Source organism: Sphingobacterium suaedae (genome assembly GCF_042684625.1).
In the GTDB taxonomy this organism is placed as follows: domain Bacteria; phylum Bacteroidota; class Bacteroidia; order Sphingobacteriales; family Sphingobacteriaceae; genus Sphingobacterium; species Sphingobacterium suaedae.
Window position 1 is genome coordinate 70,801 of the sequence record NZ_JBHULR010000020.1, and the last position, 24,933, is coordinate 95,733.

22 protein-coding genes are annotated in these 24,933 nt (G+C 47.6%); 16 read left to right on the forward strand and 6 right to left on the reverse strand.

Features of this window, described 5'->3' with window-relative positions:
- Positions 1-12 precede the first annotated feature (12 nt).
- Genes ACFSR5_RS18500 through ACFSR5_RS18555 form a run of 12 tightly spaced genes read left to right on the forward strand, consistent with a single transcriptional unit; the run spans position 13 to position 16,695 of the window.
- A complete protein-coding gene (locus ACFSR5_RS18500; protein ID WP_380905957.1) occupies positions 13-3,222 on the forward strand; it encodes a SusC/RagA family TonB-linked outer membrane protein in 3,210 nt (1,069 codons plus the stop codon).
- A gap of 11 nt (positions 3,223-3,233) precedes the next feature.
- Entirely contained in the window at positions 3,234-4,934 is a 1,701-nt protein-coding gene (locus ACFSR5_RS18505) for a RagB/SusD family nutrient uptake outer membrane protein (protein ID WP_380905958.1), read from the forward strand.
- A gap of 2 nt (positions 4,935-4,936) precedes the next feature.
- Entirely contained in the window at positions 4,937-6,619 is a 1,683-nt protein-coding gene (locus ACFSR5_RS18510) for a DUF5018 domain-containing protein (protein WP_380905959.1), read from the forward strand.
- A 53-nt stretch (positions 6,620-6,672) separates the two neighbouring features.
- Entirely contained in the window at positions 6,673-8,097 is a 1,425-nt protein-coding gene (locus ACFSR5_RS18515) for an alpha amylase family protein (protein WP_380905960.1), read from the forward strand.
- Between the two features lie 31 nt (positions 8,098-8,128).
- Positions 8,129-9,313: a copper amine oxidase gene (locus ACFSR5_RS18520; RefSeq protein WP_380905961.1), complete on the forward strand. Its 1,185-nt coding sequence runs from the start codon at positions 8,129-8,131 to the stop codon at positions 9,311-9,313.
- Between the two features lie 40 nt (positions 9,314-9,353).
- Positions 9,354-10,757 carry a DUF5009 domain-containing protein gene (locus tag ACFSR5_RS18525; protein WP_380905962.1) on the forward strand — a complete coding sequence of 468 codons (1,404 nt, stop codon included), beginning with the start codon at positions 9,354-9,356 and terminating at the stop codon, positions 10,755-10,757.
- Between the two features lie 7 nt (positions 10,758-10,764).
- Positions 10,765-12,093 (forward strand): MFS transporter, encoded by a 1,329-nt coding sequence (locus ACFSR5_RS18530; RefSeq protein ID WP_380905963.1) that lies wholly within the window; start codon positions 10,765-10,767, stop codon positions 12,091-12,093.
- Positions 12,090-12,779, forward strand: coding sequence for a GDSL-type esterase/lipase family protein (locus ACFSR5_RS18535; protein ID WP_380905964.1), 690 nt, complete (start codon positions 12,090-12,092; stop codon positions 12,777-12,779). The genes ACFSR5_RS18530 and ACFSR5_RS18535 overlap by 4 nt, the downstream gene beginning before the upstream one ends.
- Positions 12,743-13,465 carry a GDSL-type esterase/lipase family protein gene (locus ACFSR5_RS18540; protein ID WP_380905965.1) on the forward strand — a complete coding sequence of 241 codons (723 nt, stop codon included), beginning with the start codon at positions 12,743-12,745 and terminating at the stop codon, positions 13,463-13,465. Before ACFSR5_RS18535 ends, ACFSR5_RS18540 begins: the two co-directional genes overlap by 37 nt.
- Positions 13,462-14,397, forward strand: coding sequence for a DUF4434 domain-containing protein (locus ACFSR5_RS18545; RefSeq protein ID WP_380905966.1), 936 nt, complete (start codon positions 13,462-13,464; stop codon positions 14,395-14,397). The genes ACFSR5_RS18540 and ACFSR5_RS18545 overlap by 4 nt, the downstream gene beginning before the upstream one ends.
- Positions 14,398-14,405: 8 nt before the next feature.
- Positions 14,406-15,572: an AGE family epimerase/isomerase gene (locus ACFSR5_RS18550; protein WP_380905967.1), complete on the forward strand. Its 1,167-nt coding sequence runs from the start codon at positions 14,406-14,408 to the stop codon at positions 15,570-15,572.
- Positions 15,556-16,695, forward strand: a complete 1,140-nt coding sequence (locus ACFSR5_RS18555; protein WP_380905968.1) for an SGNH/GDSL hydrolase family protein — start codon at positions 15,556-15,558, stop codon at positions 16,693-16,695. Before ACFSR5_RS18550 ends, ACFSR5_RS18555 begins: the two co-directional genes overlap by 17 nt.
- Here ACFSR5_RS18555 and ACFSR5_RS18560 read toward each other — a convergent pair.
- The 3 genes from ACFSR5_RS18560 to ACFSR5_RS18570 form a co-directional block, all read right to left on the reverse strand.
- Positions 16,658-16,939, reverse strand: a complete 282-nt coding sequence (locus ACFSR5_RS18560) for a hypothetical protein (protein WP_380905969.1) — start codon at positions 16,937-16,939, stop codon at positions 16,658-16,660. The two genes, ACFSR5_RS18555 and ACFSR5_RS18560, sit on opposite strands and share 38 nt — an antisense overlap.
- A gap of 62 nt (positions 16,940-17,001) precedes the next feature.
- A complete protein-coding gene (locus ACFSR5_RS18565) occupies positions 17,002-18,051 on the reverse strand; it encodes an FUSC family protein (RefSeq protein WP_380905970.1) in 1,050 nt (349 codons plus the stop codon).
- 361 nt (positions 18,052-18,412) lie between these two features.
- Positions 18,413-18,997 carry a Crp/Fnr family transcriptional regulator gene (locus ACFSR5_RS18570; RefSeq protein WP_380905971.1) on the reverse strand — a complete coding sequence of 195 codons (585 nt, stop codon included), beginning with the start codon at positions 18,995-18,997 and terminating at the stop codon, positions 18,413-18,415.
- Positions 18,998-19,087: 90 nt separating this feature from the next.
- Between ACFSR5_RS18570 and ACFSR5_RS18575 the strand changes: the two genes are divergently transcribed.
- Positions 19,088-19,780: an HAD family hydrolase gene (locus tag ACFSR5_RS18575; protein ID WP_380905972.1), complete on the forward strand. Its 693-nt coding sequence runs from the start codon at positions 19,088-19,090 to the stop codon at positions 19,778-19,780.
- Position 19,781: 1 nt separating this feature from the next.
- Complete coding sequence (locus ACFSR5_RS18580; RefSeq protein ID WP_380905973.1) at positions 19,782-20,408, forward strand: CatA-like O-acetyltransferase; 627 nt, start codon at positions 19,782-19,784, stop codon at positions 20,406-20,408.
- A 192-nt stretch (positions 20,409-20,600) separates the two neighbouring features.
- On the opposite strand, the gene ACFSR5_RS18585 is transcribed toward ACFSR5_RS18580, so the two are convergent.
- Both ACFSR5_RS18585 and ACFSR5_RS18590 read right to left on the reverse strand, forming a co-directional pair.
- Positions 20,601-21,923, reverse strand: a complete 1,323-nt coding sequence (locus tag ACFSR5_RS18585) for an OmpA family protein (protein ID WP_380905974.1) — start codon at positions 21,921-21,923, stop codon at positions 20,601-20,603.
- Between the two features lie 156 nt (positions 21,924-22,079).
- Positions 22,080-22,580, reverse strand: a complete 501-nt coding sequence (locus ACFSR5_RS18590; RefSeq protein ID WP_380905975.1) for a hypothetical protein — start codon at positions 22,578-22,580, stop codon at positions 22,080-22,082.
- Between the two features lie 607 nt (positions 22,581-23,187).
- Here ACFSR5_RS18590 and ACFSR5_RS18595 point away from each other — a divergent pair.
- Together ACFSR5_RS18595 and ACFSR5_RS18600 are read left to right on the forward strand one after the other, a co-directional pair.
- On the forward strand, positions 23,188-23,466 hold the full coding sequence (locus ACFSR5_RS18595; protein WP_380905976.1) for a hypothetical protein: 279 nt from the start codon (positions 23,188-23,190) through the stop codon (positions 23,464-23,466).
- 219 nt (positions 23,467-23,685) lie between these two features.
- Positions 23,686-24,015 (forward strand): hypothetical protein, encoded by a 330-nt coding sequence (locus ACFSR5_RS18600; protein ID WP_380905977.1) that lies wholly within the window; start codon positions 23,686-23,688, stop codon positions 24,013-24,015.
- Positions 24,016-24,158: 143 nt separating this feature from the next.
- On the opposite strand, the gene ACFSR5_RS18605 is transcribed toward ACFSR5_RS18600, so the two are convergent.
- Positions 24,159-24,881 (reverse strand): LytR/AlgR family response regulator transcription factor, encoded by a 723-nt coding sequence (locus ACFSR5_RS18605; RefSeq protein ID WP_380905978.1) that lies wholly within the window; start codon positions 24,879-24,881, stop codon positions 24,159-24,161.
- Between the last annotated feature and the right edge of the window lie 52 nt (positions 24,882-24,933).

Sequence of the window (24,933 nt, forward strand, 5' to 3'; positions counted from 1 at the left end):
ACCTATCAAATTATGTATTTACTAAAGTTTAGGACGACCGTCTTTTGCCGGTTACTGGTCTTACTTGTGCCTTTGCTGACGGGATTGTCGGTAGCTGCACAGCAGACGCTACATGGGCAAGTGGTTGACAACCTGGGAAATCCGGTAGCAGAGGCCACGATCAAGGTTAAAAGTTCAGGGCAATCGGCAAAAGCCGATTTCACAGGTAGTTTTTCGCTCGAGGTACGGCAGCTTCCGGCTGTATTGGAAGTGAGTTCTGTGGGCTTTCTGACGATCGATGTGACCGTAGCTTCTACCGGGAAGCAGACAATCACCCTCACCCCCTCTGACACCCAGTTGGAAGATGTCGTGGTTGTTGCATACGGAACGCAGAAAAAAAGCACCTTGGTGGGGTCGGTGGCACAAATCGGTGCCGACGAGATCAAAAAGGCCCCCGCAATGAATATTACGAATACCCTGGCCGGACGTATACCGGGACTAACCGCCCTGCAGCAGTCTGGACGCCCCGGAGCCGACAACGCCAGCTTGTATGTGCGTGGTATCGGTACCTACGGTTCTAATCGCGGCCCATTGATCATTATCGATAATGTGGAGCGGCCATCTTCTACCTTGGCTTACCTCGATCCAAACGAAATAGAAAGCATTTCGGTGCTGAAGGATGCGGTTGCTACAGCGGCTTATGGTTCACGGGCGGCCAACGGGATCATCTTAGTGACGACACGCTCGGGGAAGCGGGAGAAAACTAAGGTGTCGTATGACTATGCGCTCAACGTAGGCGAAAACACGCGGTTTCCAAAGTTCTTGGACGGCCCGGACTATATGACTTGGTATAATAAAGGGGTGGAGGTGGACAACGATTACCTCCTGCACACCAACCAACCGCAGGTGCCATTGCTTTACTCACAGGAGTTGATCGATGCGGTGCGTAGCGGAACGAACACCAACCCTTTGTTTGGAAATACAGACTGGATCGGGATGCTCATGGATAATAAGAGTTATTCCCAACACCATTCAGCTACCGTTTCTGGCGGATCGGAAAATACACAGTATTTCGCGGCCCTGAGCCATATGGATCAAGGGGGCGTCGTGAAAAATACGGATTTCAAACGGTACAACTTACGGACGAACTTGACTAGTAAATTGAATGATTATCTGACGGTTGGACTGAATGTCGGACTTCGCAACCAGGTCTCGAACCTGCCGGGGATATCTCCAGATAATACGGCATATATGAATCCGTTTTATCAAGCGGTGCGGATGTTGCCGAATTTACCGATGTACGCTGAAAATGGCTTGCCCGTTAGCTACCAATCGAATGCTGGCTACGTTAACCCGATTGCGGCGGTCGAGCGCTCTGGCTTTCAGAAGTATAATACCAATGTGTTTCAGGGACAGGCGAATGTTGATTTTTATGTGCCTGGCGTGCAGGGATTGATGGCTAAGGTCGTAGGGGCATACGATTATAACGCACAGGACTATAAAACGTGGATCACGCCGTATGAAACGATGGGTAGAGCGCGGGAGCAGATATCGGGAGATTTTGTACACCTCACGAACGTCCCTGGGATTACAAAAAAGACACTCCGCCAAGGGTTCAGCAAAAACGACCGGAAAACATTACAGACCAGCCTGAACTACGCGAGGACATTCGATGCGCACACAGTGGGTGGTTTGGTGCTCTATGAATATTCGCGGACAACAGGTAGTTTATTTGCTGCCGGGGCCAGCAATTTTCCGATTGATATTATCAAGGATATTGATTTTGGCTCGCGCGCGGAGGAGGATATCATTGCCGCCACAGGCTCGACTTCGGCCGAAAATGCACGGGCTGGTGTGCTCGCCCGTTTTAACTACGCCTATAAAGAAACGTATTTGCTGGAAATGGTCTCGCGGTGGGATGCTTCCGTAAATTTTAAGAGGGAAAACCGTTGGAAGGCCTTCCCAGCAATAGGATTGGGCTGGGTTGTATCGAACGAAGAGTTTTTCAAAGAGCATATGGCTGGTATAGACTATTTCAAAGTGAAAGCATCGCTCGGACAGTCTGGCAATGACCGGGCCAACGAAGGGACGTTTCCTTACATGACGACATTCTCCCAAAATGCGAACCCCGTAGTCGTCATCGACGGTGTTCCTGTCTCAGCTATCTATACCAACCCATTGCAAAATCCCGATCTGAAATGGGAGACGTCAACGACGACGAATGTGGGATTTGAATCGACATTCCTGAATGGAAAATTCGGCGTTGATTTCGAGTGGTTCTACCGGTATACAAAAGATATCTTGGGCACGGTAGCCAACTTATACCCGCCTTCCATCGGAGGGTATTACCCGGGACTAGCAAATATCGGCGAAGCTGACAATCGCGGCTTCGATGCGCAGATCCGCTATCGGGAGACATTTGGAGATTTCCGCATTGGTGTGACGGGGAACATCAATTGGTCAACCAACCGTTATCTCAAGTTGGACGAGGCAGACGGGATTCCGTCTTGGCAAAGTTTGATCGGAAAGCCGATCGGCACGAAGATCGGATTTATTGCAGACGGTATGGTGCAAAGTTGGGAGGAAGCCGCAAATACGCCTTCCCCAAGCTCGGGCATTGTGGCGCCGGGATTCTTCAAATACCGAGATGTCAACGGTGATGGCAAGATCACACGTACAGAAGATATGACATATATTGGCCGGGCGAATGTCCCGGAACTCATGTACGGGTTAGCCATCGATTTGGCGTATAAAGGGTTTGATTTCTCGGCTTTATTGCAGGGAGCCGGCCGTTCGGCGGTCAGCTTGGCAGGTACTTACGAGGGATCGTCAGGCACGAGTGGGGTAGACGATAACACCCCCTTCACGCGTACCTTTTATGGCTATGGCAATAGCCCTTATTTCTTGGTGGAAAATGCGTGGCGCCCAGACAATCCCAACGCGGATTTTCCGCGGATGACATCTTACAAAGCGACGGGCTTGTCTTCGCACAATGCCCATATTAACTCGGGATGGATTCGCAAAGGAGATTACCTCCGGGTCAAATCGATTCAATTGGGATATACGTTGCCGAAATCTGTGCTAAGTAAAGCCAAAATCGAAAACATACGCTTGCACGTAACGGGATCCAATCTATTTACGTTCGATAAACTGAAGTACCTGGATCCAGAAATGCCGAACGTCAATAATGGTTTCTATCCGCAGCAGAAGATCTATGCGTTTGGGATCAACGTAACCTTTTAATCCTTGTTTCTATGAAAATTAGCACAAAAAAAATAAAACAGATCAGTATAGCGCTACTCTTGGCATCGAGCCTCACGAGTTGCGATATTGAGGTAATACCGCAGAACAGCTATGTCGAGGAAAGCGTTTGGGAGGATCCAGCTACGGTAGAGCTGTATATCAACGGCATGTATGCGGAATTTAAAAATTTTCAGTTCGGGGTTTTTCCAGGCCTGGGCTACGACAATGCGACTGACGCACTGACGGACATTATGAAATTTACATCTAACACGTTGGGTAACGGTACGGTGAATACCTTGGCCTCCAACGCCAACCAATTTTCGCCGGCGAGCGTGGGATTAAATTATTGGAGCACGGGGTATAACCGGATACGTCGCGTGAACGAATTTCTTAAGGGGCTAAAAACAAAGTCTAAATTGACTGCCGACGAACAGGTAAGATACGAGGCCGAAGCGCGTTTTATACGGGCCTACGTATATTCTTGGTTGGCGCGAATACACGGTAGTGTGGTGATTTTTAAGGATTTGGATCAGTATGCATTGAAGGATAATGAGCGGGCATCGGAGACGGAAGTCTATGATTTTATGATCGAAGACCTTTCATTCGCGGCGGCCAATTTGCCTAAAACGCAACCGTCGGGACGAGCTAATAAAGGAGCTGCCAACGCGCTGCTGGCTCGTGTGGCCGTGTATGCAGGGTCTATCGCGACCAACGACCGGAAATTGTACAACACGGATCCCAAAACGGGTATCGATCAAAATCTTGCGAAAGGATACTACGAAGCAGCGTTGCGTGCCACGCAGGAAGTGGATAAACTGGCGGCCGAAGGGATCTATGACTTGGATCCAGAGTTTGCCCACATCTTTTCGGATAAAAATACGAAAGAAGCTATATTCCGCGTGGACTTTGTTGCACCAGCTATTACGCACCAATACGATCTGGGGTATGTTCCCCCTAGTGACGCGCCGGGTAATGCGCTGGTGTACGGTGTGCCGACCGCAGAGCTTGTGGATGCTTTCCAAATGGCGGATGGAACACCCTTTAGTTGGTCGAATCCAACGCATGCGGCACAACCTTACGAAAATAGGGAAGATCGTTTCTATGCAACTATCTTGTACAATGGCGCTGCATGGAAAGGCCGTACAATTCGTACGTCCATCGAAGACCCTGTAGATGGGTTTGCAGCTTTCGGGTCGACGGGTGATCCGAAACGAACCGTGACGGGTTATTATGCGAAAAAGTTGCTCGACGAGTCCAACACGACGTTTGTGATGAACCGGAGCACACAAAGCTGGATAGAACTACGGTATGCCGAAACGGTACTGATAGCTGCAGAAGCAAAAGCACAATTGGGCGATTTTCCGGGCGCGACGGCCGCTATTAATAAACTGCGCGCAAAACGGGGCTTGAACAATGTGAACGTGACGAACCTCACGACGGCTATGCGGGCTGTGGAACATGAGCGTATCGTAGAATTAGCGTTCGAAGGACATCGCTTTTGGGATTTACGTCGTTGGCGTAAGGCGCATATCCAATTAAATAATGTGCAGTTTTCGGGACACCGGATCTCGTCGTCGGGCAACACGGCGTCGTTTGAAGTGGTGTCGGCTGATGCGGTCAACCGTAGCTTTACGGGAAAACTGTATTACTTGCCTATTCCTGAGGGCGAGGTGCAGGTAAATACGGGTTTAACACAAATTCAAGGATGGTAATTATGAAACGACAACTAACACAGTATATACATACGCTGACGGGCTTGGGACTTGTTTGCTTGTTTTTTGCAGCGTGTAAAAAGCCGGACTTTGTCGAACACAATGACAAAGCATTGATCTCGGATTTTTATGGTACGATCGATGGGAAGGGCCGTGAACGGCTTTTTACAAGTCAAACGAGCAAAGACACGATCTATCTGAATGTCGATTACTATTATCCGGTAGAAAGCGATAATGAAGTGGATCTTAAAAAACTCCTGCTTCGGGCTTCTGTTCCGGCGGACGCAAAGATTACTCCTTCCCTGGATGGTTTTATGGACGTTTCATCTCCGTTGCCTATCACGGTTACCGCGGGCACAGGGGAGGCCAAATCCTACGTCGTGGTAGCCCGAAAACGGGGGAATACGGATATCAAAACCATAAAATTGAGCTATAGGGATGAGGAGGATCAGGTGAACGAAGTGGAAGGGATCATCAACGGAAACAACGTGATTTTTTACATCCTGCCGGGGATAGACCTATCGCAAGCAACCCTCACCTATCAAATCAACAGGCATGCAACGGCCTCTATTGTGAACGGTGCACGTGTGGATATGAATGCGTTGAAAGTGCCTTTTACGATTACCTCCGCAGGCGATGCCCAGCGGACGTTTTCACTGGAAGTGCGGGAACCGGTCAAGCTGGACTATGGAATAGGTATAGATCGCCGACTATTCGTGAAAACGGATACGGAACTGGCTTTTGAAAATCACATGCAAACCTCCCTATTCGTGAGTGGCGACTATTTGGTTATTGTATCGCGTACGAACCCCTCGGTGTTTCGTGCCTATAACCGGTTCACAGGGACGTTTTCGCATACCATAGCGAATCCGTTTGGCAGCCGGCTGGTGTTTCAAGGGGTAGATGATGGCTCCGGCCAATTTTTATTGGGAACTTATACACCGTCGGGCTCTAACTTTGTGGTCTACCGCTATCACGATGTGTTTGATACAAATCCGACAAAAATTATCGACTATGGGTATACCAAACCGACAACTATTGCCGCTGCAGATGGTCACATGGGACGCCGTCTCAACTTTAGTGGGGATCTGTCTGGAAAAGGGGTGTTGATTGCATCTATTTCTTCCAGCCGTTTTTTCTTACGCTGGAAAATAGAAGGTGGTCAAGTTGTGAACAATACGCCGGAACTGGTTGAATACAGCAGCGGCAATGCGTCGTTGGGCTTTATACCGGAGTATGTGCCAGTTTCCACAGATCATGGAGCGAACTACTTTGCCAGTACAATCAGCGAGCTGGCTTACATCAGCGGGGCCTCCAATACGCGTATTGTTCCATTTGAGCCGACCGAAGGCGTGATCTTGCCGGGATCTATTGCCTATCAACGGTTTAATCAGGCAGATTATCTAGCCCACGTACGCTTCTTCTGGAGTTATAATATGGACCGCGCCCAATTGGTGCTTTTCGATGTGACCAATAAATCAAATGTGTCCTTACCGGTCTCTTCGCCCAATTATGGACAATTGCGTATGTACGAATCCGAACATTTCTTTGGAAAAGCAAATGGCAATTCCGGCAATGATGTGTGTATGGCGACTTCGGAAAACGGCGACCGCTTACAGGTGTATATGTTATTGACCAACGGTGGAGTCCTAGCGCACGAATTTACGCGGTATGCTTCCAATTAACAGTGGCAATCGTCGGCATATATCGCCGATGATTGTGCACATAAATGATAGATATGAAACAAATATTTTGGATAATAATGGTATTGCTGGGTTTGTCAACAGCAATGGCTGCGGTTTCGTGCTCGGATAAATCGGATCCGCCACCGCCGGTAGACAATGGAGGGGATGGTTCGGACGATGATGACAACGAGGTAGAGCCGGGGAAAAAGGTACTCGTCTGGGTGGATGCACGCTCAAACGTCTTCGGAACCTATGGGAAGTTCAGCGAAAAAACAGAGATCGTAAAGATTCTTGACGTGCTGAAGGATTGCGGCGTAACAGGACTGGTGGTGGATGTTAAGCCGAGTTCGGGCCTGACCATGTATCCCAGTGCATATGCCAAGGAGTTTACTACCTTTGACGGCAAAACGCGGCCAGTAGATTATGTAGACTTCCTGATATCGGAAGCAAAAAAGCGGAATTTCAACGTGTATTTATCGATCGTCACATTTGTGGAGGGGGATGGGGTGCGCCGTATAGGGCACGCATTTGATAATCCGTCGTTCAAAGATAAATACGAGACAATGGTGGTAAAAGATGTGCAGGGCAATATAGGCCGAATCTCGGAGACCGGTAAAAATGTTTTCGTTAATCCTGCTCATGCAGAGGTGCAGGAAAGGGCGCTTGCGATCATTAAGGAAATAGCGGGAAAATTCGATGTGGATGGGGTGATTCTGGACTATGCGCGGTATACGGATATTCATGCAGACTTCTCGGATTTGAGTAAACAACAGTTTATCGATTTCCTAAAAACAAAATACAACGATAGTCAGGCCGCGCAAATGCAATTCCCGAAAGATATTGTTGCCACATGGCGCGAAAGTGCGGGACAGCTGTTGCCGGCAACTACAGGCAAGTATTATCAGCAATGGTTGGTTTATCGAGCCTCGGTGATTCAGTCGTTCTTCAAAAAAGCGCGGGCGGCGGTAAAATCGGTTAAGCCGGCATTGGACTTTGGCGTATACGTAGGGGCATGGTATACGACCTACTATCAGGTCGGTGTCAACTGGGCCAGCAAAGAGTACGATCCTTTCCAAGATTACAACCTGCGTTTTGATTGGGCCTATCCAGGTTATGGCGAAACTGGTTATCTGGAAGAACTGGATTTATTGATGACAGGTAACTATTTTACACAGGTGATGCTGTCTGAAAATCCAGCGACAGCAAATCTCCGGTATCACTGGTGGAGTATTGAAGGTTCCTTGAACGGAATCGAATACATTACGAAAAACCGGAAACCGCTGTATGGTAGCCTTGATGTTGGTAACGTAGCGTATAGCAGCCCTGCGGAGATTTCAAGAGCCATACAGTATATCTTGTCTAGGACTTCGGGCGGTGTCATGATTTTTGATCTGGTGCATCTGTATGCGCCCCCATATAACCAGCTTAAGGTGGAGCTTTTCCCGGCCATCAAGCAAGGAATTAAAGGGAACGAATAGTTGATAATGTATAATGAGTAAGAACATACACATGAAAAAAAGAACGATATATACGACGTTGTTGCTGTGGGGTATAGTTAGTATTGCCCTGGGGCAGCAACAGCTTCCATCGAATTTACAATCGATATTACGACACGCACAACCGGGGGATTTGGTCGAATTACCGGATTTTTTGAGCACAGAGTTTCCGAAAGTAGCTTGGAAAAAAACGGTGGTTCCGGGGCCTCAATTTCTTATATCAGACGATCCAGAGTATATTCGTATACCGGAAGCCATCGCGATGCAAGAGGCCGTTTCGCCGGGCGCCGTGCGACTGTACGTGTACAACGTCAACGGGGTGAAGGAACCACAAAAGATTCCGCGTAAAATTACGGCTGTTTTAAAGAATACGGGGAAAGAAGAGCTCCACCTCCGTATGTTGAAGTATTCGTCGCAAAAACCAAGCACCAACTATTTCCAGATTGGCAAACAGGGACTAGCAGATTATTTTGGATCTCAGGTAAACGGCGGTATACGCAAGGTAAAGCCGGGAGAAGTGATTGCCCTGGATGAACAGCTGGAAAAAAACGTGGTGCAATACGACGAGCTGGTCCATGGTTTTTATGAGTTTATCGTTGATCAACCCGCTTTGATAGCTATTTTGCAAACGGATCCTGGAAAATCGGGACCGAAGGCATTCTCGGAAATTGATACCCTCATTCCACATAGCCACGTCAATGCCGGCCGGGGAATTTTTCCGATAGCAAATTATAAAATAGACAGTCGAGATACGCTATCGACGGCGCAGGGTGTACAGCAGCTTATCCTTGCCGATGGAAACGACGACCCGTGGATAACAGGAACGATCGGTGTGGACAGACAACCGGCTAAGAACGCGGGCAATTATGGGGTAATGTACGATACGTCAATTAAATGGAAAAGCACAGACGGTAAGGGCATGGCGCTCGTGACCTGGAATTCGCGGTCGGCAGACAATCAGTGGTGTGGAGGGATGGGGCTCACGGTCGAGCTGTTTGACGAGGCGGGTGTAAAAACAATTAAGCAAATGCCGGCTAAACACCTGATCACTAGGAAAGCACCCGAAGCCATCGTACTTGGCGTTTATAAGCCAGTGCCTGGAAAGACGGTGCAAGAGATTAAGCTGACCTACTCTCCTCCAGGTGCTTCTTGCTTGCCTACCCCGTTAGTGTTGGTTCCTGTTGATTTGGACGAATAGGAATTTGTGGGATGCGATACCAAGGAATCAAGAATAGATTATGAAACCGATAGCACAACGCAGTGCGAGTTTAGACGTGTTACGTGGAGTGTCCATCTTGTTGATGGTGCTCTCCTCGAGCATTGCTTTCGGCATTTTGCCGGGATGGATGTACCATGCACAGGTGCCGCCGCCGGCACATGTATTTGATCCGGACCGTCCGGGTATTACGTGGGTCGATTTGGTCTTTCCGTTTTTCTTATTTACAATGGGGGCAGCCATACCCCTCGCTATGCAGAAAAGACTGTCTGTGGATCATCCGCTTGTCGTAGGGATTTTCGCTATCGGCAAGCGCTTTATCGCCTTGTTGTTTTTTTCCGTGTTTACTTTTCAGGCGCGCGCGTGGGTGCTGCATAATCCGCCGGGTTGGGATACATATCTGGTTTCCTTATTTTGCTTCCTGTTGTTGTTCGGAATGTACACGGATTTTAGCCGCATAATTGGCAAAAAACAGACGCTGTTGCTCAAGACAATGTCATGCGTTGTAGGGGTGCTGATTATTGGGCCGAAGATACTGGATGGGGAAGCGATGACGGAAAATAGATTGGATATTATCTTACTGGTTTTGGCACATATGGCGCTTTTCGGTACGCTGTGGTGGTGGATGACTAGAAATTACCCGCTGTTGCGTATAGGCTTGTTGCCTTTTTTACTGACTATTTTGCTCGGATCTGGTATGTCAGGAAGCTTCCATGCCGACGTATTTGCGTGGACGCCATTGGCATGGGTATACAAATTTTATTATCTGAAATACTTGTTTATTGTCGTGCCGGCAACATGTGCCGGCGAATGGATCATACAGGAGCAGAAAAACGATAGGAATAGCCTGGCAAGATGGCGTTTACGCGGGGTCGTGGTACTGAGTATTGTGCTGGTCATTGCTAACGTCGCGAGCTTGTATGCGCGCGTCTTAAACTGGAACTTGCTCTTAAATTTCGGTTTGCTGGCGGGGATAGGGTGGTTAGCAGAAATCTTTAAAGATGCAAAACACAAAAGCTTGTTGCAGAAGCTGTTGCTTGCCGGCGCCTATTTGTTGCTGTTGGGTTTATTCGCAGAAGCCTTTGAAGGGGGGATTAAGAAAGATTATTCGACGTTCAGCTATTATTTTGTCTGCACGGGGTTGGCTTTTTTTGCTTTGGCCTTGCTTCATGGACTGGAACAGTTGCATGTCGGAAAGACGCTCATGCAATGCCTCGCATGGGTTGGGCGAAACCCGATGGTGGCATACACGGCAGGTAATCTTTTTGTCATCCCTGTATTGGCGTTGACGGGAACGCAGGTCTATCTTGACCAGTTAACCGCGTGGGGGCCCTGGATGGGATTTATGCGCGGGGTATTGTTTACAACAGTTGTAGCAGGAATAACGGTTTTTACTGCTAAAAAAGGGCTGTTTTGGAAAACGTAACGTAGATATGAACGAACTTTTAAATTATCCGGCGACGGATCAGGGGCATAAAAAGAAATGTCCTCCTATTTTCTGGATTTCAACAACGTGGTTTGCTATGGGACTTCCGTTCGTGGCCTTGTCGGGAGCTAGTTCCATTATGTATAAAAATTTGGGTGTTTCGGATGCGCAGATTGCGTTCTGGACCTCCCTGATTATGTTGCCTTGGACATTGAAACCTTTGTGGGGGCCATTTCTGGAACTGTACAAGACCAAAAAGTATTTTGTGTATGCGACGCAGATCTTGACAGGACTACTTTTTGGTTTGGTGGGGCTGAGTTTGCAATTGGACTATTTCTTTAGCATCTCTATTGCTGTATTGATGATCGTCGCGATCAGTGGTGCTACACACGACACAGCGGCCGATGGCGTATATCTAAATGAACTGAATGCAACGCAACAGGCGAAATATGTGGGTTGGCAGGGGGCTTTCTATAATATAGCGAAGGTATTCTCGGGTGGGGTGCTGGTATATCTCGCAGGTGAACTAGAGCAGCAAACGGGGGTGCGGACGGCGTGGATGCTAGTCATGTTTGCCTACGCGCTGATCATGCTGGGGATTGGTTTTTATAGTATAAAAATGCTGCCGGAAAGCGATTCGGGACAAGGGAAAGTGCATTCGTTGCGGGGAGGTATGGCGACTTTGAAGGATGTGATCGTCACTTTTTTTCAAAAGAAAAATATTGTGTTCAGTCTGCTGTTCATCGTGTTTTATCGGTTTGCGGAAGGACAGGCCATCAAAATTACTCCCTTGTTTTTTAAAGCGTCGCGTACGGATGGTGGCTTAGGCCTGACAACCTCGGAAATAGGTTTGCTATACGGGATTTTTGGCGCGGTAGCATTTGTGCTGGGTTCTATTGTGGCAGGTCATTTTGTGTCTAAAAAAGGGTTAGATCGTCGTCGCTTATTGATCTTATGTACGTTCTTTAATGTGCCCTTTGCGGCGTATGCGCTTTTGGCAATCTTTCAACCAACAGATTTATATGTGATTGCTGGGGCAGTGGCGGTGGAGTATTTTGGTTATGGCTTTGGTTTTATTGGGATTATCTTGTTTATTATGCACAATATAGCGCCCGGAAAATACAAAATGGCACACTATGCATTTGGCAGTGGCTTGGTGAATCTAGGCTTTATGATTCCGTCCATGATCAGCGGCTTTTTAAGCGATCATTTAGGGTATAAAGAGTTTTTTATATGGGTGCTTATTGCAACGATCCCCGCATTTATTGTCTCTTGGATGGTACCCCTACGTAAACCGGAACAACCCGATCCGCAACTTCAAAATAATGAATCATGAAAAGAATAAACAGGTCGATCATGCTAATGATGGGGCTCTTGCTAATGAGTGGGGTCGTCGCTGCGCAAGAGGTTGCGCCTATCGACTCTTCGTATTGGAATCAACACTACGCAAATCGTTTAGCATTTTTTAGGGCGATGCCGGATCACCATAAACGGATTGTTTTCCTTGGAGATAGCATGACGGAAGGGGCTAAATGGCAGGAGTTATTCGATGAGAAGCGCGTGGTAAACCGAGGCATTAGTGGCGACGTAACCTATGGGGTATATGCCCGTCTAGACGAAGTGATACAGGCTAGACCTTTAAAAGTGTTCCTGCTGTGTGGCGTGAACGATATGAAAAGGGGAATCGCGACAAACATTATTCTGGCCAATATCGAGCGTATCGTCCAACGGATAAAAAGGGAGTCTCCAAAAACACGGCTGTTTGTACAAGGACTGCTGCCTGTTAACGAATCGATGCTACCTGCCGCTTACGGGCAGGTGACTAATGCAAAAATCAGCACATTAAATACTGGGTTAAGCGCGTTGTGTACCGCTTACGATGTGGACTTCATAAACCTGCACCCGGTTTTTGCAGATGCGCAGGGGCGTATGCGGGGAGAACTGGTCATCGATGGTCTTCACCTGAAACAAGCATCTTATATCTTATGGGCAAATTATTTGAAATCATCGAATGTCATGTAATGGTTAAGAAACAGGATATCATGGTCTTACTCTTGGTTCTTTTTGCGCCATGGGTTAATGGACAGGTAGCGAAGGTGGACAGTAGCTATTCCAACTGGTACTACGAACAACGGCTGGCATATTTTAACGCCATGCCTACGGTGCACGATGCTATTGTATTTTTAGGCAATAGTATTACGGAGCGCGCCGAATGGCAAGAACTATTGGCGGATAACAAACGCCCTATTTTAAACAGAGGTATCGGTGGTGATAACTCGTTTGGGATACGGGCGCGCATGGAGGAGGTGTTGCGGGGCAAGCCGCATACCATCTTCCTGATGGACGGAATAAATGATCAGTTCAGGCTGTTGCCGCAAGAGGTGTCTATTGCGAATTACCGGCAGATCATACAGATGATCAAAACGAGATCGCCCAAAACGAAAATTATTGTGCAGAGCGCTCTTCCCATCAATGAACAGATGACGAATGAACCCTATACGAAAAATAGGAATGAGCTGGTTCTACGTTTAAATACAAAATTGCGACAGCTGGCGGCAGATGAGGGGGTACCATTCGTGGATCTGGTCCCGCTGTTTCAGGATGAACAAGGTAATTTGGATAGGTCGTTCACCACGGATGGGGTACACTTAATTCCGACGGCTTATATGAAATGGATAGAGGCATTGAAAGAAAGAAAATTTTTATGAAGATAACAGGAACATTTATCGATGAAATTTCGCACGATATCCCACACCAAAATTGGGGAAGAGCAGAATGGGATGCGGATTTTGCACACATGAAGTCAATCGGTATTGACACAGTCATTATGATCCGCAGCGGCTATCGCAAGTTTATTACTTACCCATCGACGTATTTAACGAAACAATTTGGTTGCTACGCGCCATCGACGGATCTAGTCGAGCTGTTTCTTCAGCTGGCTGACAAGCATGGTATGCGTTTTTATTTCGGATTGTATGACAGTGGGACCTATTGGGATACGGGCAACTTACAGCCAGAAATTGATACGAACCGATTTGTGATTGATGAAGTGTGGCAACGCTATGGACATTATACGAGTTTTGGCGGATGGTACATTAGCACAGAAATAAGCCGGCGAACAAAGGGGGCGATAGAGGCTTTCCGCACGCTTGGTTTACAATGCAAATCGGTAAGTAATGGTTTGCCAACGTTTATCTCGCCTTGGATAGATGGCAAAAAAGCTGTGTTGGCAGCATCTGCTACGCTAAGCAAAGCGGATGCAGTATCGGTAAATGAACATGAACGGGAATGGAGCGAAATTTTTGAAGGCATCGCCGGTGCGGTAGATGCGGTGGCATTCCAGGATGGACATATTGACTACGACGAGTTGCCCGCTTTCTTTGAAGTGAATAAAAAAATGGCGGACAGGTTTGGGCTGCAGTGTTGGACAAATGCGGAGTCGTTCGACCGGGATATGCCGATTAAGTTTTTGCCCATTAAATTTGATAAGTTGCGTCTGAAGCTGGAAGCGGCCGCAAAAGCCGGCTACGATAAAGCGATTACTTTTGAATTCTCTCATTTTATGAGTCCGCAATCCGCATACCTGCAAGCCGGACATTTATACAACCGCTACAACGAATATTTAGATACTTTGATTTAATACATTAGATGATACATTACGCTGAGAAATATAAGCAGGAACTGATACAACGGGTGTTGCCTTTTTGGGAGAATAATTCGGTGGACAAAAAACATGGCGGGTTTTTTACATGCCTAGACCGGCAGGGACGAGTGTTTGATACGGATAAATTTATGTGGCTGCAAGGAAGGCAGATCTGGACGCTGTCGATGATGTATGATAAGTGGGACAGCTACCAACCTTGGAAAGAGATGGCAATCTGTGGTGCTGACTTTATCTTGAAGCATGGACGGGATGCACAGGGTGATTGGTATTTTGCCCTAACGGAGGATGGACACCCTTTAGTGCAACCGTACAACATCTTCTCGGACTGCTTCGCGGGAATGGGTTTGGGAGCGCTGTATAAAATAACGGGTGCCGACGAATATGCTGAGGTGGCTAGGCAGACATTCTCCCGTATCTTGGGACGACGGAATAATCCTAAAGGGCACTACGACAAAGGGGTGGCCGGTACACGTGGATTGAAAGGGTTTGCGCTTCCGATGATTTTAAGCAACTTGGCCTTGGAACTGGAACATATTTTGGATCCGTCTATTATCCGTGAACTGACGGATGAGGTGATTCATGAAGTGACGGAGGTGTTCTACCAGCGGGAATACGGGCTGATCATGGAACACGTACAGCAAGATGGTACGTTTTCGGACACGTTTGAGGGGCGGTTGGTGAATCCAGGACACATTATCGAAGCGATGTGGTTTATGATGGACGTGGCGTACCGTAAACAAGACGCTCCCTTGATGCAGCGCTGTGTAGACATCGCGATTCAGGCGTTGGAGTTTGGTTGGGATGCCAGATATGGAGGTATCTTTTATTTTCAGGATATTCTTCAAAAACCCATGCAGCAACTGGAATGGGATCAGAAATTGTGGTGGGTGCATCTGGAAGCGTTGGTGTGTATGGCAAAGGGGCTGCACTATACAGGGGATGAACGTTGTAAAGTATGGTTTGAAAAGCTCGATGCTTATACTTTTCCGCGATTTTCGGATCCCAAATATGGGGAATGGTTTGGTTATCTAACTAGACAGGGAGAGCCACTCTTGACATTGAAGGGGGGGAAATGGAAGGGATGCTTCCATGTGCCCCGGGCGTTACTGAAGGTTTATGAAGCACTTACTGCCTATGAAAAGAGATCCTGACCAATCGAGGGTTTCATGTCTTCACCCTTGGTGGATACGTTTTGCGGTGGGCGGTATGGTTCTTTTGGTTTCTTTCTGCTCATGTTATGCTCAGTTTGCTGGTCGTCCAGTGTCCGCTGATGCAATGGAAATTGACTATATGGGGAGGGTGCTAAAGAAGGAGGATGGAGCAGTATCATTAGACTGGCCGGGGACGTCCATCCGTTTTGATCTACAGGGAAGTTGGTGTGCCATGCGCGTTTCAGATACAGGAACGAGCTACTATCATGTGTTTGTAGACGATAGCTTGCATCGGATAATACAGGTGGTGGGAAGAGACACACTTATTGTTCTAGTGGACGGACTGGAAAATAAGCGACATAGCATTCGCTTGCAAAAAAGGTCGGAAGCTCAATTTGGAAGGACGCGTATTTTCAGCTTCCTCCCGGGAGAAGGTGGTAAACTGTTTGCCACCCGAGGACGGAAAACGAGACATATAGAATTTATCGGAGATTCTTTTACTTGCGGATATGGAACGGATGGTTCGCACCGGGACGAATCCTTCTCGGTAGAAACCGAAAACGCCGACAAAACCTATGCCTGCATACTGTCGCGTTATTTTGATGCGGACTATACCTTACTGGCACACTCAGGGAGGGGGGCTGTAAGAAACTATGGAGATGCTGTTCGTGTATCGCACTATACGATGAAGGATGCTGTGAAATTTGTGCTCGACACGGACACATCCCAGCGTTATATCGCGTCGCACAAACCGGATCTAGTGGTGGTTTTTTTAGGTACAAATGATTTTTCGACACAGCCGGAACCTAAGAGGGCTGAGTTTAAGAAGGGGTATGGACAGTTGCTTACCTGGCTGCGGGAACAGTACGGCGAAGTACCGATACTCTGTGTCATTCCAGCAGTCGGCGAACGGGTGGAGGGCTATATCCGCGAACTGGTCGCTGAACGACAGGATAATCGGTTAGTTCACACGGCATCTTTGCGAAACGTTATCAACGATACGACTGATTTGGGAGCGGGTTGGCATCCAGGTTATTTGGGGCATCAAAAGATGGCCATGTTTTTACTTCCGTATGTATCAACGCTTATGGATTGGCCGTTAACCGAACGGCATGTAAAATGATGGAGCAGGCCTTGAACAAGACTTTTTTAACACTAAGGGCAAGGCAGCGTGCTTTGTTTGTCGGCTGTGTCCGAACCTTCATCACTTCGACGAGATCTGCGGAGAAATTTAACATCCATACGATTTTGTAATGTTGTTGGGTCTCTCCTCCGGTTGTGTCGAGATAATCTGTATTCTTGCTATGAGAGAGGGTCGTTTTTTCGGGCATGGCTAGGTATCGAGAGCGTAGCGAGCCGTTGTCCATCGCGGTTAAGAACCACACCTGTTCGAACGCAGTGCGTTTGAGGTGGCTTAGGCGATGACCTGCTAGGACTGCTTTCGACGAACCAGTTCCCGTGTCTTTCGGATACTGATCCGCGTATAGCTGTTCATGCGCTTATTGTACAAGAGGCGACCACCAACAATACCGATGCAGCTTCCGAGTGCGATATCAATGAACCGGGACAAAAACAAGGAATTGGTCTGTTCGCTAAGCTGATCCCCAGATTCGGCGAGGAAGATCGTCAGAATGGTCAGGAAAATGACGGCGACGGCGTAGTTGCGCACGACTAGGAATTCGACAATAACCTGCAGTACTGTAATACCTATGACAATAAAAAGTGGAGTTGGGTTGCACGTAAAAACAACCCATGTGATCCCTAGGCCGGCTAGTGTGCCAACAATCCGTTGTAATCCGCGAACCGATACCTTATGTATGTCGCTGCCCTGCATTACCGCGGCACAGGACACGGGAACCCAATATGGGTTCTGCAGTTCCAGTAGGAAAGCGACACCCAGGGACAGGCCTAAAAAAGCGCCAAATACGAGCGATTCTGTGAGGTTAATATGTGCCTTCTTGAGCGGAATATGATGATCGGCAACGGTAGATTTCCGGAGGGTGAGGATGCTGTATACGAGCCCCAATCCACACGTTAAGATCGCCCCCATACCGACATAGCCAATCTTTACGGGAATAGATGCAGGGTCAAAGGGGGTACAGACAGCGAACGACGCGATCATAATAAAGAAAAAATTTCCCGGAGGTCGTGTCAGCCCCAAATGATATAAGGAATAGTGCACACAGAAGCCATACAGTGCGATAAAGGCGGCAGCTACAGCCGGATGGAAAGAAAAAAATAGCCCCAGACTAAATGAGGTCAAAATACCGAAGGAGCAGGTCATCAGTAATGCCATACGTTCATTCAGCTTGTCGGACTGCATGTACAAGATGCCCAAACCGGCTAGCGAGGCTAACTTGCCTGCGCCAAGATTCCCGAAGTACCAGCCGAGTAGAACGGGGATCCCAACACATAGTCCGGCAACGAAGGGTAGGTGCCATTCCCGTGTCGTTTTGTTGAATTTGATGAGATCTTTCATACTGCTTAATGATAACAAATTTACGAAACGCTCGGCATATTCTATTTTTTTCGGTATCAAACCCGTTATGTAGATTCTATTAGGGAAGGTTGTGCAAGGAAGCGTAAGAAAAGTGGTCTGCTATCGTTTATTCTGTGTTCGCTAAAGACGGCCTTGGTTTCGAGAGCGTAGCGAACCGTTGTCAATCGCCGTTAAGAACCATTCCCTGTTGAACGCAGTGCGTTTGGGATGGTTAGGCGATGACGGGAGGTAGCACTAAGAAACCTAGCCTTGAATCTTTGGTTCTTTCTTTTCAAGCAGAAAGAACAAGCCCTGTCACGGCAAGCGACGGAAAGGTTGTGAGGGGCAAAGCCGTGGTGATTTATTTAAGCTTTATTTCCATATCCGCTATGTGCTTTAAGCCCCGGTTCAGCGTGCGCAACGTGACGCCGAGGTAGGACGCCATATCTTCTTTGGACAGGGTCATTCCTTGCTTGACCTGCATCGCTAAAAGTTTTGACAAGCTATGTTCTACGGTATGGAGCTGTTGGTAGGATGCCCGACTGGAGGTGTTGATGATCCGCTCGGCAAATACATCAAGCATAAGTCCGTTGAGCGTGAGGTCCTTCTGCAGCAACATGTGGAAATAAGCCACAGAAAATGCGTAGGCGGTCACGGAAGTCATGGCTTCCACATTGCATAGACAGGGAATGTGCCGAATAAGCTCAATGTCGCCGACAATTTCGCCAGCGCCTAGAAATTCAAGGATATACGCTTTGTCATTGCTCTCGGTAAAATAGCATTTTGTCACCCCCGCCTTGATAAGCAATACTTTTGTTGCCGTCTCCTGTTGCGACAATAACCGCTGCCCCGGAACATAGTGTCTGATTACGATGTCTTCTTTTCGTTCTTGCTTCGTGTACAACGTTTCAGTGTAGTCAAGAAATGCCTGATTTGTTCGTAACATAGTTCGTTTGGGACAAATGTCCTTTTTTTAATTCCTTCGCTTGCTCAATTTTACAGTTTTCCATCACAAAGGTAAAAACAAAGTGTAGAGATGAAAAATAGGATTACGACAATTGCGTTTGATGCAGATGATACCCTCTGGGTAAATGAACCTTATTTTCAGGAGGCGGAGCAACAATTTTGTAAGCTGCTGGAGGACGATCATTCGCAACAGGCTGTTGCACAGGAACTCTTTCGGACAGAAATGAAAAATCTGTCGTTATATGGATATGGCGTGAAAGGTTTTGTGCTGTGTATGATAGAAACTGCGAGTCGTCTTTCCGATCGTGCTGTTTCGGTAGCGCAACTCAATCGGATGCTTGAAATCGGTCATGAACTCCTGGAGAAACCGATTGAACTCTTGGATGGTGTGCAGGATACGCTGGAACAACTGAAGGGACGATACCGCTTAATAATGGCTACCAAAGGGGATTTATTGGATCAGCAGCGGAAATTGAAGAAGTCTGGTTTAGCACCTTATTTTCATCATATTGAAATCATGAGTGATAAACAGCCGGGTGATTACCATAAATTGATAAGACAGTTGGCCTGTGCACCGGGCAATTTTCTGATGTTGGGCAACTCGATGAAGTCAGATATCCTGCCTGTGCTGGAACTAGGCGGTTTTGCTGGTCATATTCCGTATCAGGTAACCTGGGCGCACGAACAACATGAAGAGACCCCCACACATACACATTTTGTGGAGTTGGCTCGTATGGATCATATTTTAGATTACTTAATTTGATATGAAAACACGAATAACGATAGACCAGTGGATTAGGAAGGAGCATTATCTTTTTTTCTCCCGATTTGAAGAGCCTTTTTTTGGAGTGACCGTGCAGGTGGACTGCACTCAAGCGTATACATGGGCGAAGCAACGGGGGCATTCCTTCTTTTTGTATTACCTGTACAGGGCCTTACTGGCCGCGAATGAGATCGAGAATTTCCGCTATCAGGTGGAGGATGGGCACGTCTATCTGTTTGATCGAGTTCATGCCTCGCCGACGATCGGCAGACCGAATGGGACCTTTGGTTTCGCTTACCTAGACTATGAGGAACAGGAGGCCTTGTTCTACGAAAAAGCTTCGATCGAGATGGACCAAGTAAAGCAATCAACCGCCCTTATTCCCGCATCGCCGGGCAAAAATGTCATTCACTTTTCGGCAATTCCCTGGTTGGACTTTACGGCTCTTTCTCACGCCAGGAGTTTTTCTTTTCCAGATAGTTCGCCGAAAATTTCATTTGGAAAAATGACGGATCACGCCGGCATAAAGACCATGCCCGTGTCGATTCATGTTCATCACGGATTTGCCGACGGATACCATGTAGGGTGTTTTGTAGACCGATTTCAGGAGCTGTTAAACACAGAATAAGACTGAGGGCCGACCAACGGGATATTTCGGACGCGTGCGTGATGGGAGCAACGTTATTGAAACTTGTTCGCGCAAAAAGCGCGAGCCTCCGATGGAAGGCTCTGCGCTCTACTAATTTTAAGACACCAATGGTATCTCCACTTGAGACAAAATTACGCAGTTCCTATGCGTAAGCTCTTATTCCGACAGGCTTTATTGCTTCATGAAATCGACGCGCCTGTTTTGTGCTTTGCCCACGGGGGTATTGTTCGATGCTAACGGCGCGGATTCTCCTTTTCCATCTGTCGTAAGTCGATTCCTGTCAATTCCATAAGCGGCGACCAGTAGTTCCTTGACGGCGGCCGACCGTTGTTTGCTTAACAGGAGATTGTGTTCGGCATCGCCGGTATTATCGGTATGTCCGACAATCAGTAGGCCTAGCGCGGTATTTTCCTTTAATATATCGGCTATTGACTTGATCACACCGGTCGACTCCGGTTTTATACGGGAGGATCCAGAGTCGAAATGTATGCCGGTGGTGCTGAATGATCCTCCTTCGAGCAGACGTTGTCTCGGTGATGCGGCACCTTTTGCTATTTTAAGGTGATTGATATACATGCCGATCTGTTCGTCAGCATACGGGCTACTGCTTACCTTAAAGAAAATCTGATTGAATTCCCCATTTTTAGCTATGCCTTTTGGCGCATCATAAAGCTTCTCGCCGTCGATCCAGATACGCACGCGTTCCTGTTGCACGTGAAGGGCGACGTGGGCAATACGCCCATACCAGTTTTTTACACGGGGATCTGTTTTTGCGGCGCTGTTAAAATAACGCGTGTATTTTTCATTAGATTCCAAGGTGTAGGTTCCCGAGGTAGACTGCGGCGAAATTTCCATATAGAGGGATTTGTCTCCTCGTTGTTCGTTCAGCAAGGCATTGGCAGTTGGAGACTTGTCGCCGGATGCGATTAGGCCAAACTGAAGGGAAGGGGGCATCCAACCCTTGAAATCTATGTCCAAAATGAGGTCGAATTCTACCGTGAAATTTTGGCCGAGCCCTTGTTCGTTGTCCGATAGTACAACGCTTCGTTGCGCCAAACGCAACCAATGGCCCGGCACCTTGTCTACACGAACTACCACTGAACTTCCGTTACTATTCCATCCTACAGGAAGCTCGCCGATAACGTCTGTCGCAAAATCGCGGGAATAGATCACGGAGTCGCCGGGAATGAAATCGTATTTACTGAACGACAGCAGCGGCGAGGTAGAGGATGTGGCCAACTTGGTGTCCTTCGCCGGTACCTGCTGTTGTGGGGTAGATGACTGATTGTTCGGTGAGGAGGCCGATTCAATGGCTTTATCGATTCCTTTGGAAACAGCCTTATCGGTTTCGTTTAAGATTTTCGAAGTGGCTGCGCTTTCTGCCCTTGCTTTTACTTTGTTGAAAAGGCTTTGGCAAAGGCTTGGAGCGGGTAATCCTACCATAGATACCGCCAGCACCAAAGCTGCTTTCGTCCATATGTGTGTGTTTTTCATGCGAAATAAACTTAATCTGCTAGGTGTAAATCTACGTGAGTTACCGACACGACAACCTTTTTTTTCGACAAGGTGCAGCCGGCATCGTTTAAGAGGGGCAACAACCGACGAAATGCACGGCCATCGGCTAACCAAGTAAAAAGCAAACCTGTTCGTTTAGTTTAGCTTGAACGTGACGCCGGCATTTAATATGCCTGCTCCGTATCCAATTTCAGCAAATGCACCAATTTTTTCCGAAAACCAATAGTTGGAGCCGATGTGTCCTCCCCAAAGAAAACCTCCGGCAGAAGAGGAGATCGGAGCTTCATCTTCACCGTCCCATTTCACCGAAGCGATGTTGTATCCGAGCATGATCCCCCCATAGGGATCAAATTTGGTCGAGTTGACCTTCAGGTGGTAAGATCCACGGGCGGCGGCTAAAATATGGGTATATTTCCACTGTCCGTATCCACCGAAGGATTCTTTTTTGGTAGAAAAAGCGGCATATGCACCTACACCGATGCGGTCACTTACCGCTTGCTCATAACGTATGCCAATGGGAACACCAAAGCCGCCTCCGATTCCCACACCGACGTTGACGGTCTTGTCTCCTTTTTGAAATGATTGCGCAAAGCTGTTGCTTGCATACATAAGGCATGCGATTGCTAGGCATGCCATGTTTTTGGTTTTAATCATGATGTTATACTAAGTTATCGAGACAAAAGTAGAGGAACCTGCTGGTGAAAAATTACGTGGTACTACGGAAAGAGATAAAATCAGTATGGCGTGCATATGGAATAATAGAGAGGATTTTTCGTTTGTCCTCTATGGCAGTGATGATGCTTCTTATTGGTTTGTCCCTCGCACGACCTTTCCGCCCCTAAGCCCGGGGCAGGGGCGTTACTTTTGCTACCAAAAGTAACCAAACCGACCGAAGGGAGCTCATGGACACAAAAAACAAACACGAGTCCATAACTCGTCGCTGGGGATCTTTTGCATCCTTAGTAGCCTGTGCCAGGGCAAATGACTACAGACGCAACGATCCCAAGGCGACATTTTTCTGTTAATCTAGGGGACTGCAAAGAGATATAGATAAGCGGTTTTAAATTTTTTGTTAAGGATGGGTCGTTGCAAAGAGGTGTAGATGGGCGGTTTTAACGGTCTGCTCTCGTTTATTCTCTGCTCGCTAAGACGGCCTTGGTTTCGACTGCGTAGCGAGCCGTCGTCAATCGCCGTTAAGAACCATCCCCTGTTCGAACGCAGTGAGTTTGGGATGGTTTAGGCGATGACAGGCGAGGTAGCATCAAGAAACCTAGCCTTGAATCTTTGGTTCTTTCTTTTCAAGAAGAAAGAACAAGCCCTGTCGCGGCAAGCGACGGAAAGGCTGTGGGCAGGGAAAAGCGGTGGTGATGTATGTAAACGTTGTCCCTCGCACGACCTTTCCGCCCCTAAAGCCGGGGCTGGGCTCGTACTTTTTTCTCTCAAAAAAGTACGCAAAACCGAACGAAGTGAGCTCATCAACTTGTTGATAAAAGTCGTCGCTGGGGATCTTTTGCATCCTTAGTAGCCTGTGCAATGGCAAATTTCTACAGACGCAACGATCCCAAGGCGACATTTTTCTGTTAATCTAGGGGACTGCAAAGAAGCGTAAGAAAACGGTCTGCTATCGTTTATTTTTTGTTCGCTAAGACGGCCTTGGTTTCGACTGCGTAGCGAGCCGTCGTCAATCGCCGTTAAGAACCATCCCCTGTTCGAACGGAGTGAGTTTGGGATGGTTTAGGCGATGACAGGTGAGGTAGCATCCAGAAACCTAGCCTTGAATCTTTGGTTCTTTCTTTTCAAGAAGAAAGAACAAGCCCTGTCGCGGCAAGCGACGGAAAGGCTGTGGGCAGGGCAAATCGGTGATGATGTATGTAAACGTTGTCCCTCGCACGACCTTTCCGCCCCTAAAGCCGGGGCAGGTTTTTCTTTTGTCCTCTATGGCCGGACAGGCCAGTTCTTTTTCCCAAAAAGAACCAAAAATCGTCGCTGGGGATCTTTTGCATCCTTAGTAGCCTGTGCCAAGGCAAATTTCTACAGACGCAACGATCCCAAGGCGACATTTTTCTGTTAATCTAGGGAACTACAAAGAGATGTAGATAAGCGGTTTGCTATCGTTATTCTCTGTTCGCTAAAGAGAAACCTAGCCTTGAATCTTTGGTTCTTTCTTTTCAAGAAGAAAGAACAAGCCCTGTCGCGGCAAGCAACAGATGGTATTTAGAACATCAGCTCCTTGATTGCGGGAAAATAATTTCTGCTGACGGTTAACTCGATCTGGTTTGGAAGGGTGAGAAAAACTTTTTGAACGTCCTTGTACATTTCCTGAATATGATCTACATTGACGATATACGATCGGTGGACACGTAAAAACTGTTGTGGATCCAGCTTATGCATGACCTGACCGATCCCGTAGCTACTTAAAAAAACGTCTTGGTGCACGGTATGTACCCAGGTATAGTCTTTATCTGCTTTCAAATAGGTGATCTCGGCTATGGGTATGCTGGTCATGCGGTTTCCTTTTTCGAGGAGCATGCGACGGGGATAAGCCGCCGGAGAATCCCGAAACGTATTGGCGCCTGCACGACGTTGGTTGTCGAGTTTTTGCAGGGAAGAGCGTAAGCGTTTGCTGTTCAGTGGTTTGAGGAGATAGTCGACGGCATCGTACTCAAATGCCTTCACGGCGTGGCTGCTACATTCCGATGTTAAGACAACGGCTGGAACGTGTTCCGTTCTATCCAAAACTTCGAATCCACTTATTCCAGGTAGGCGCACTCCAAGGAAGACAATATCGGGCTGCAGTGCATTGATGTAGCGAACGGCCTCCAAACCATTGCCAGCTTCCCAGAATACAGCTGGATACTGCTGTTGTTTCAGTTCTTCGATGAGTTGTTTACGAAATAGATAATCTCGATCTACAATAAGTAACGTCTGCTTTTTCATGGATTTATGGCATCATCAGTTCCTGTCAAAAATAGGCATATCGGGAAGGAGT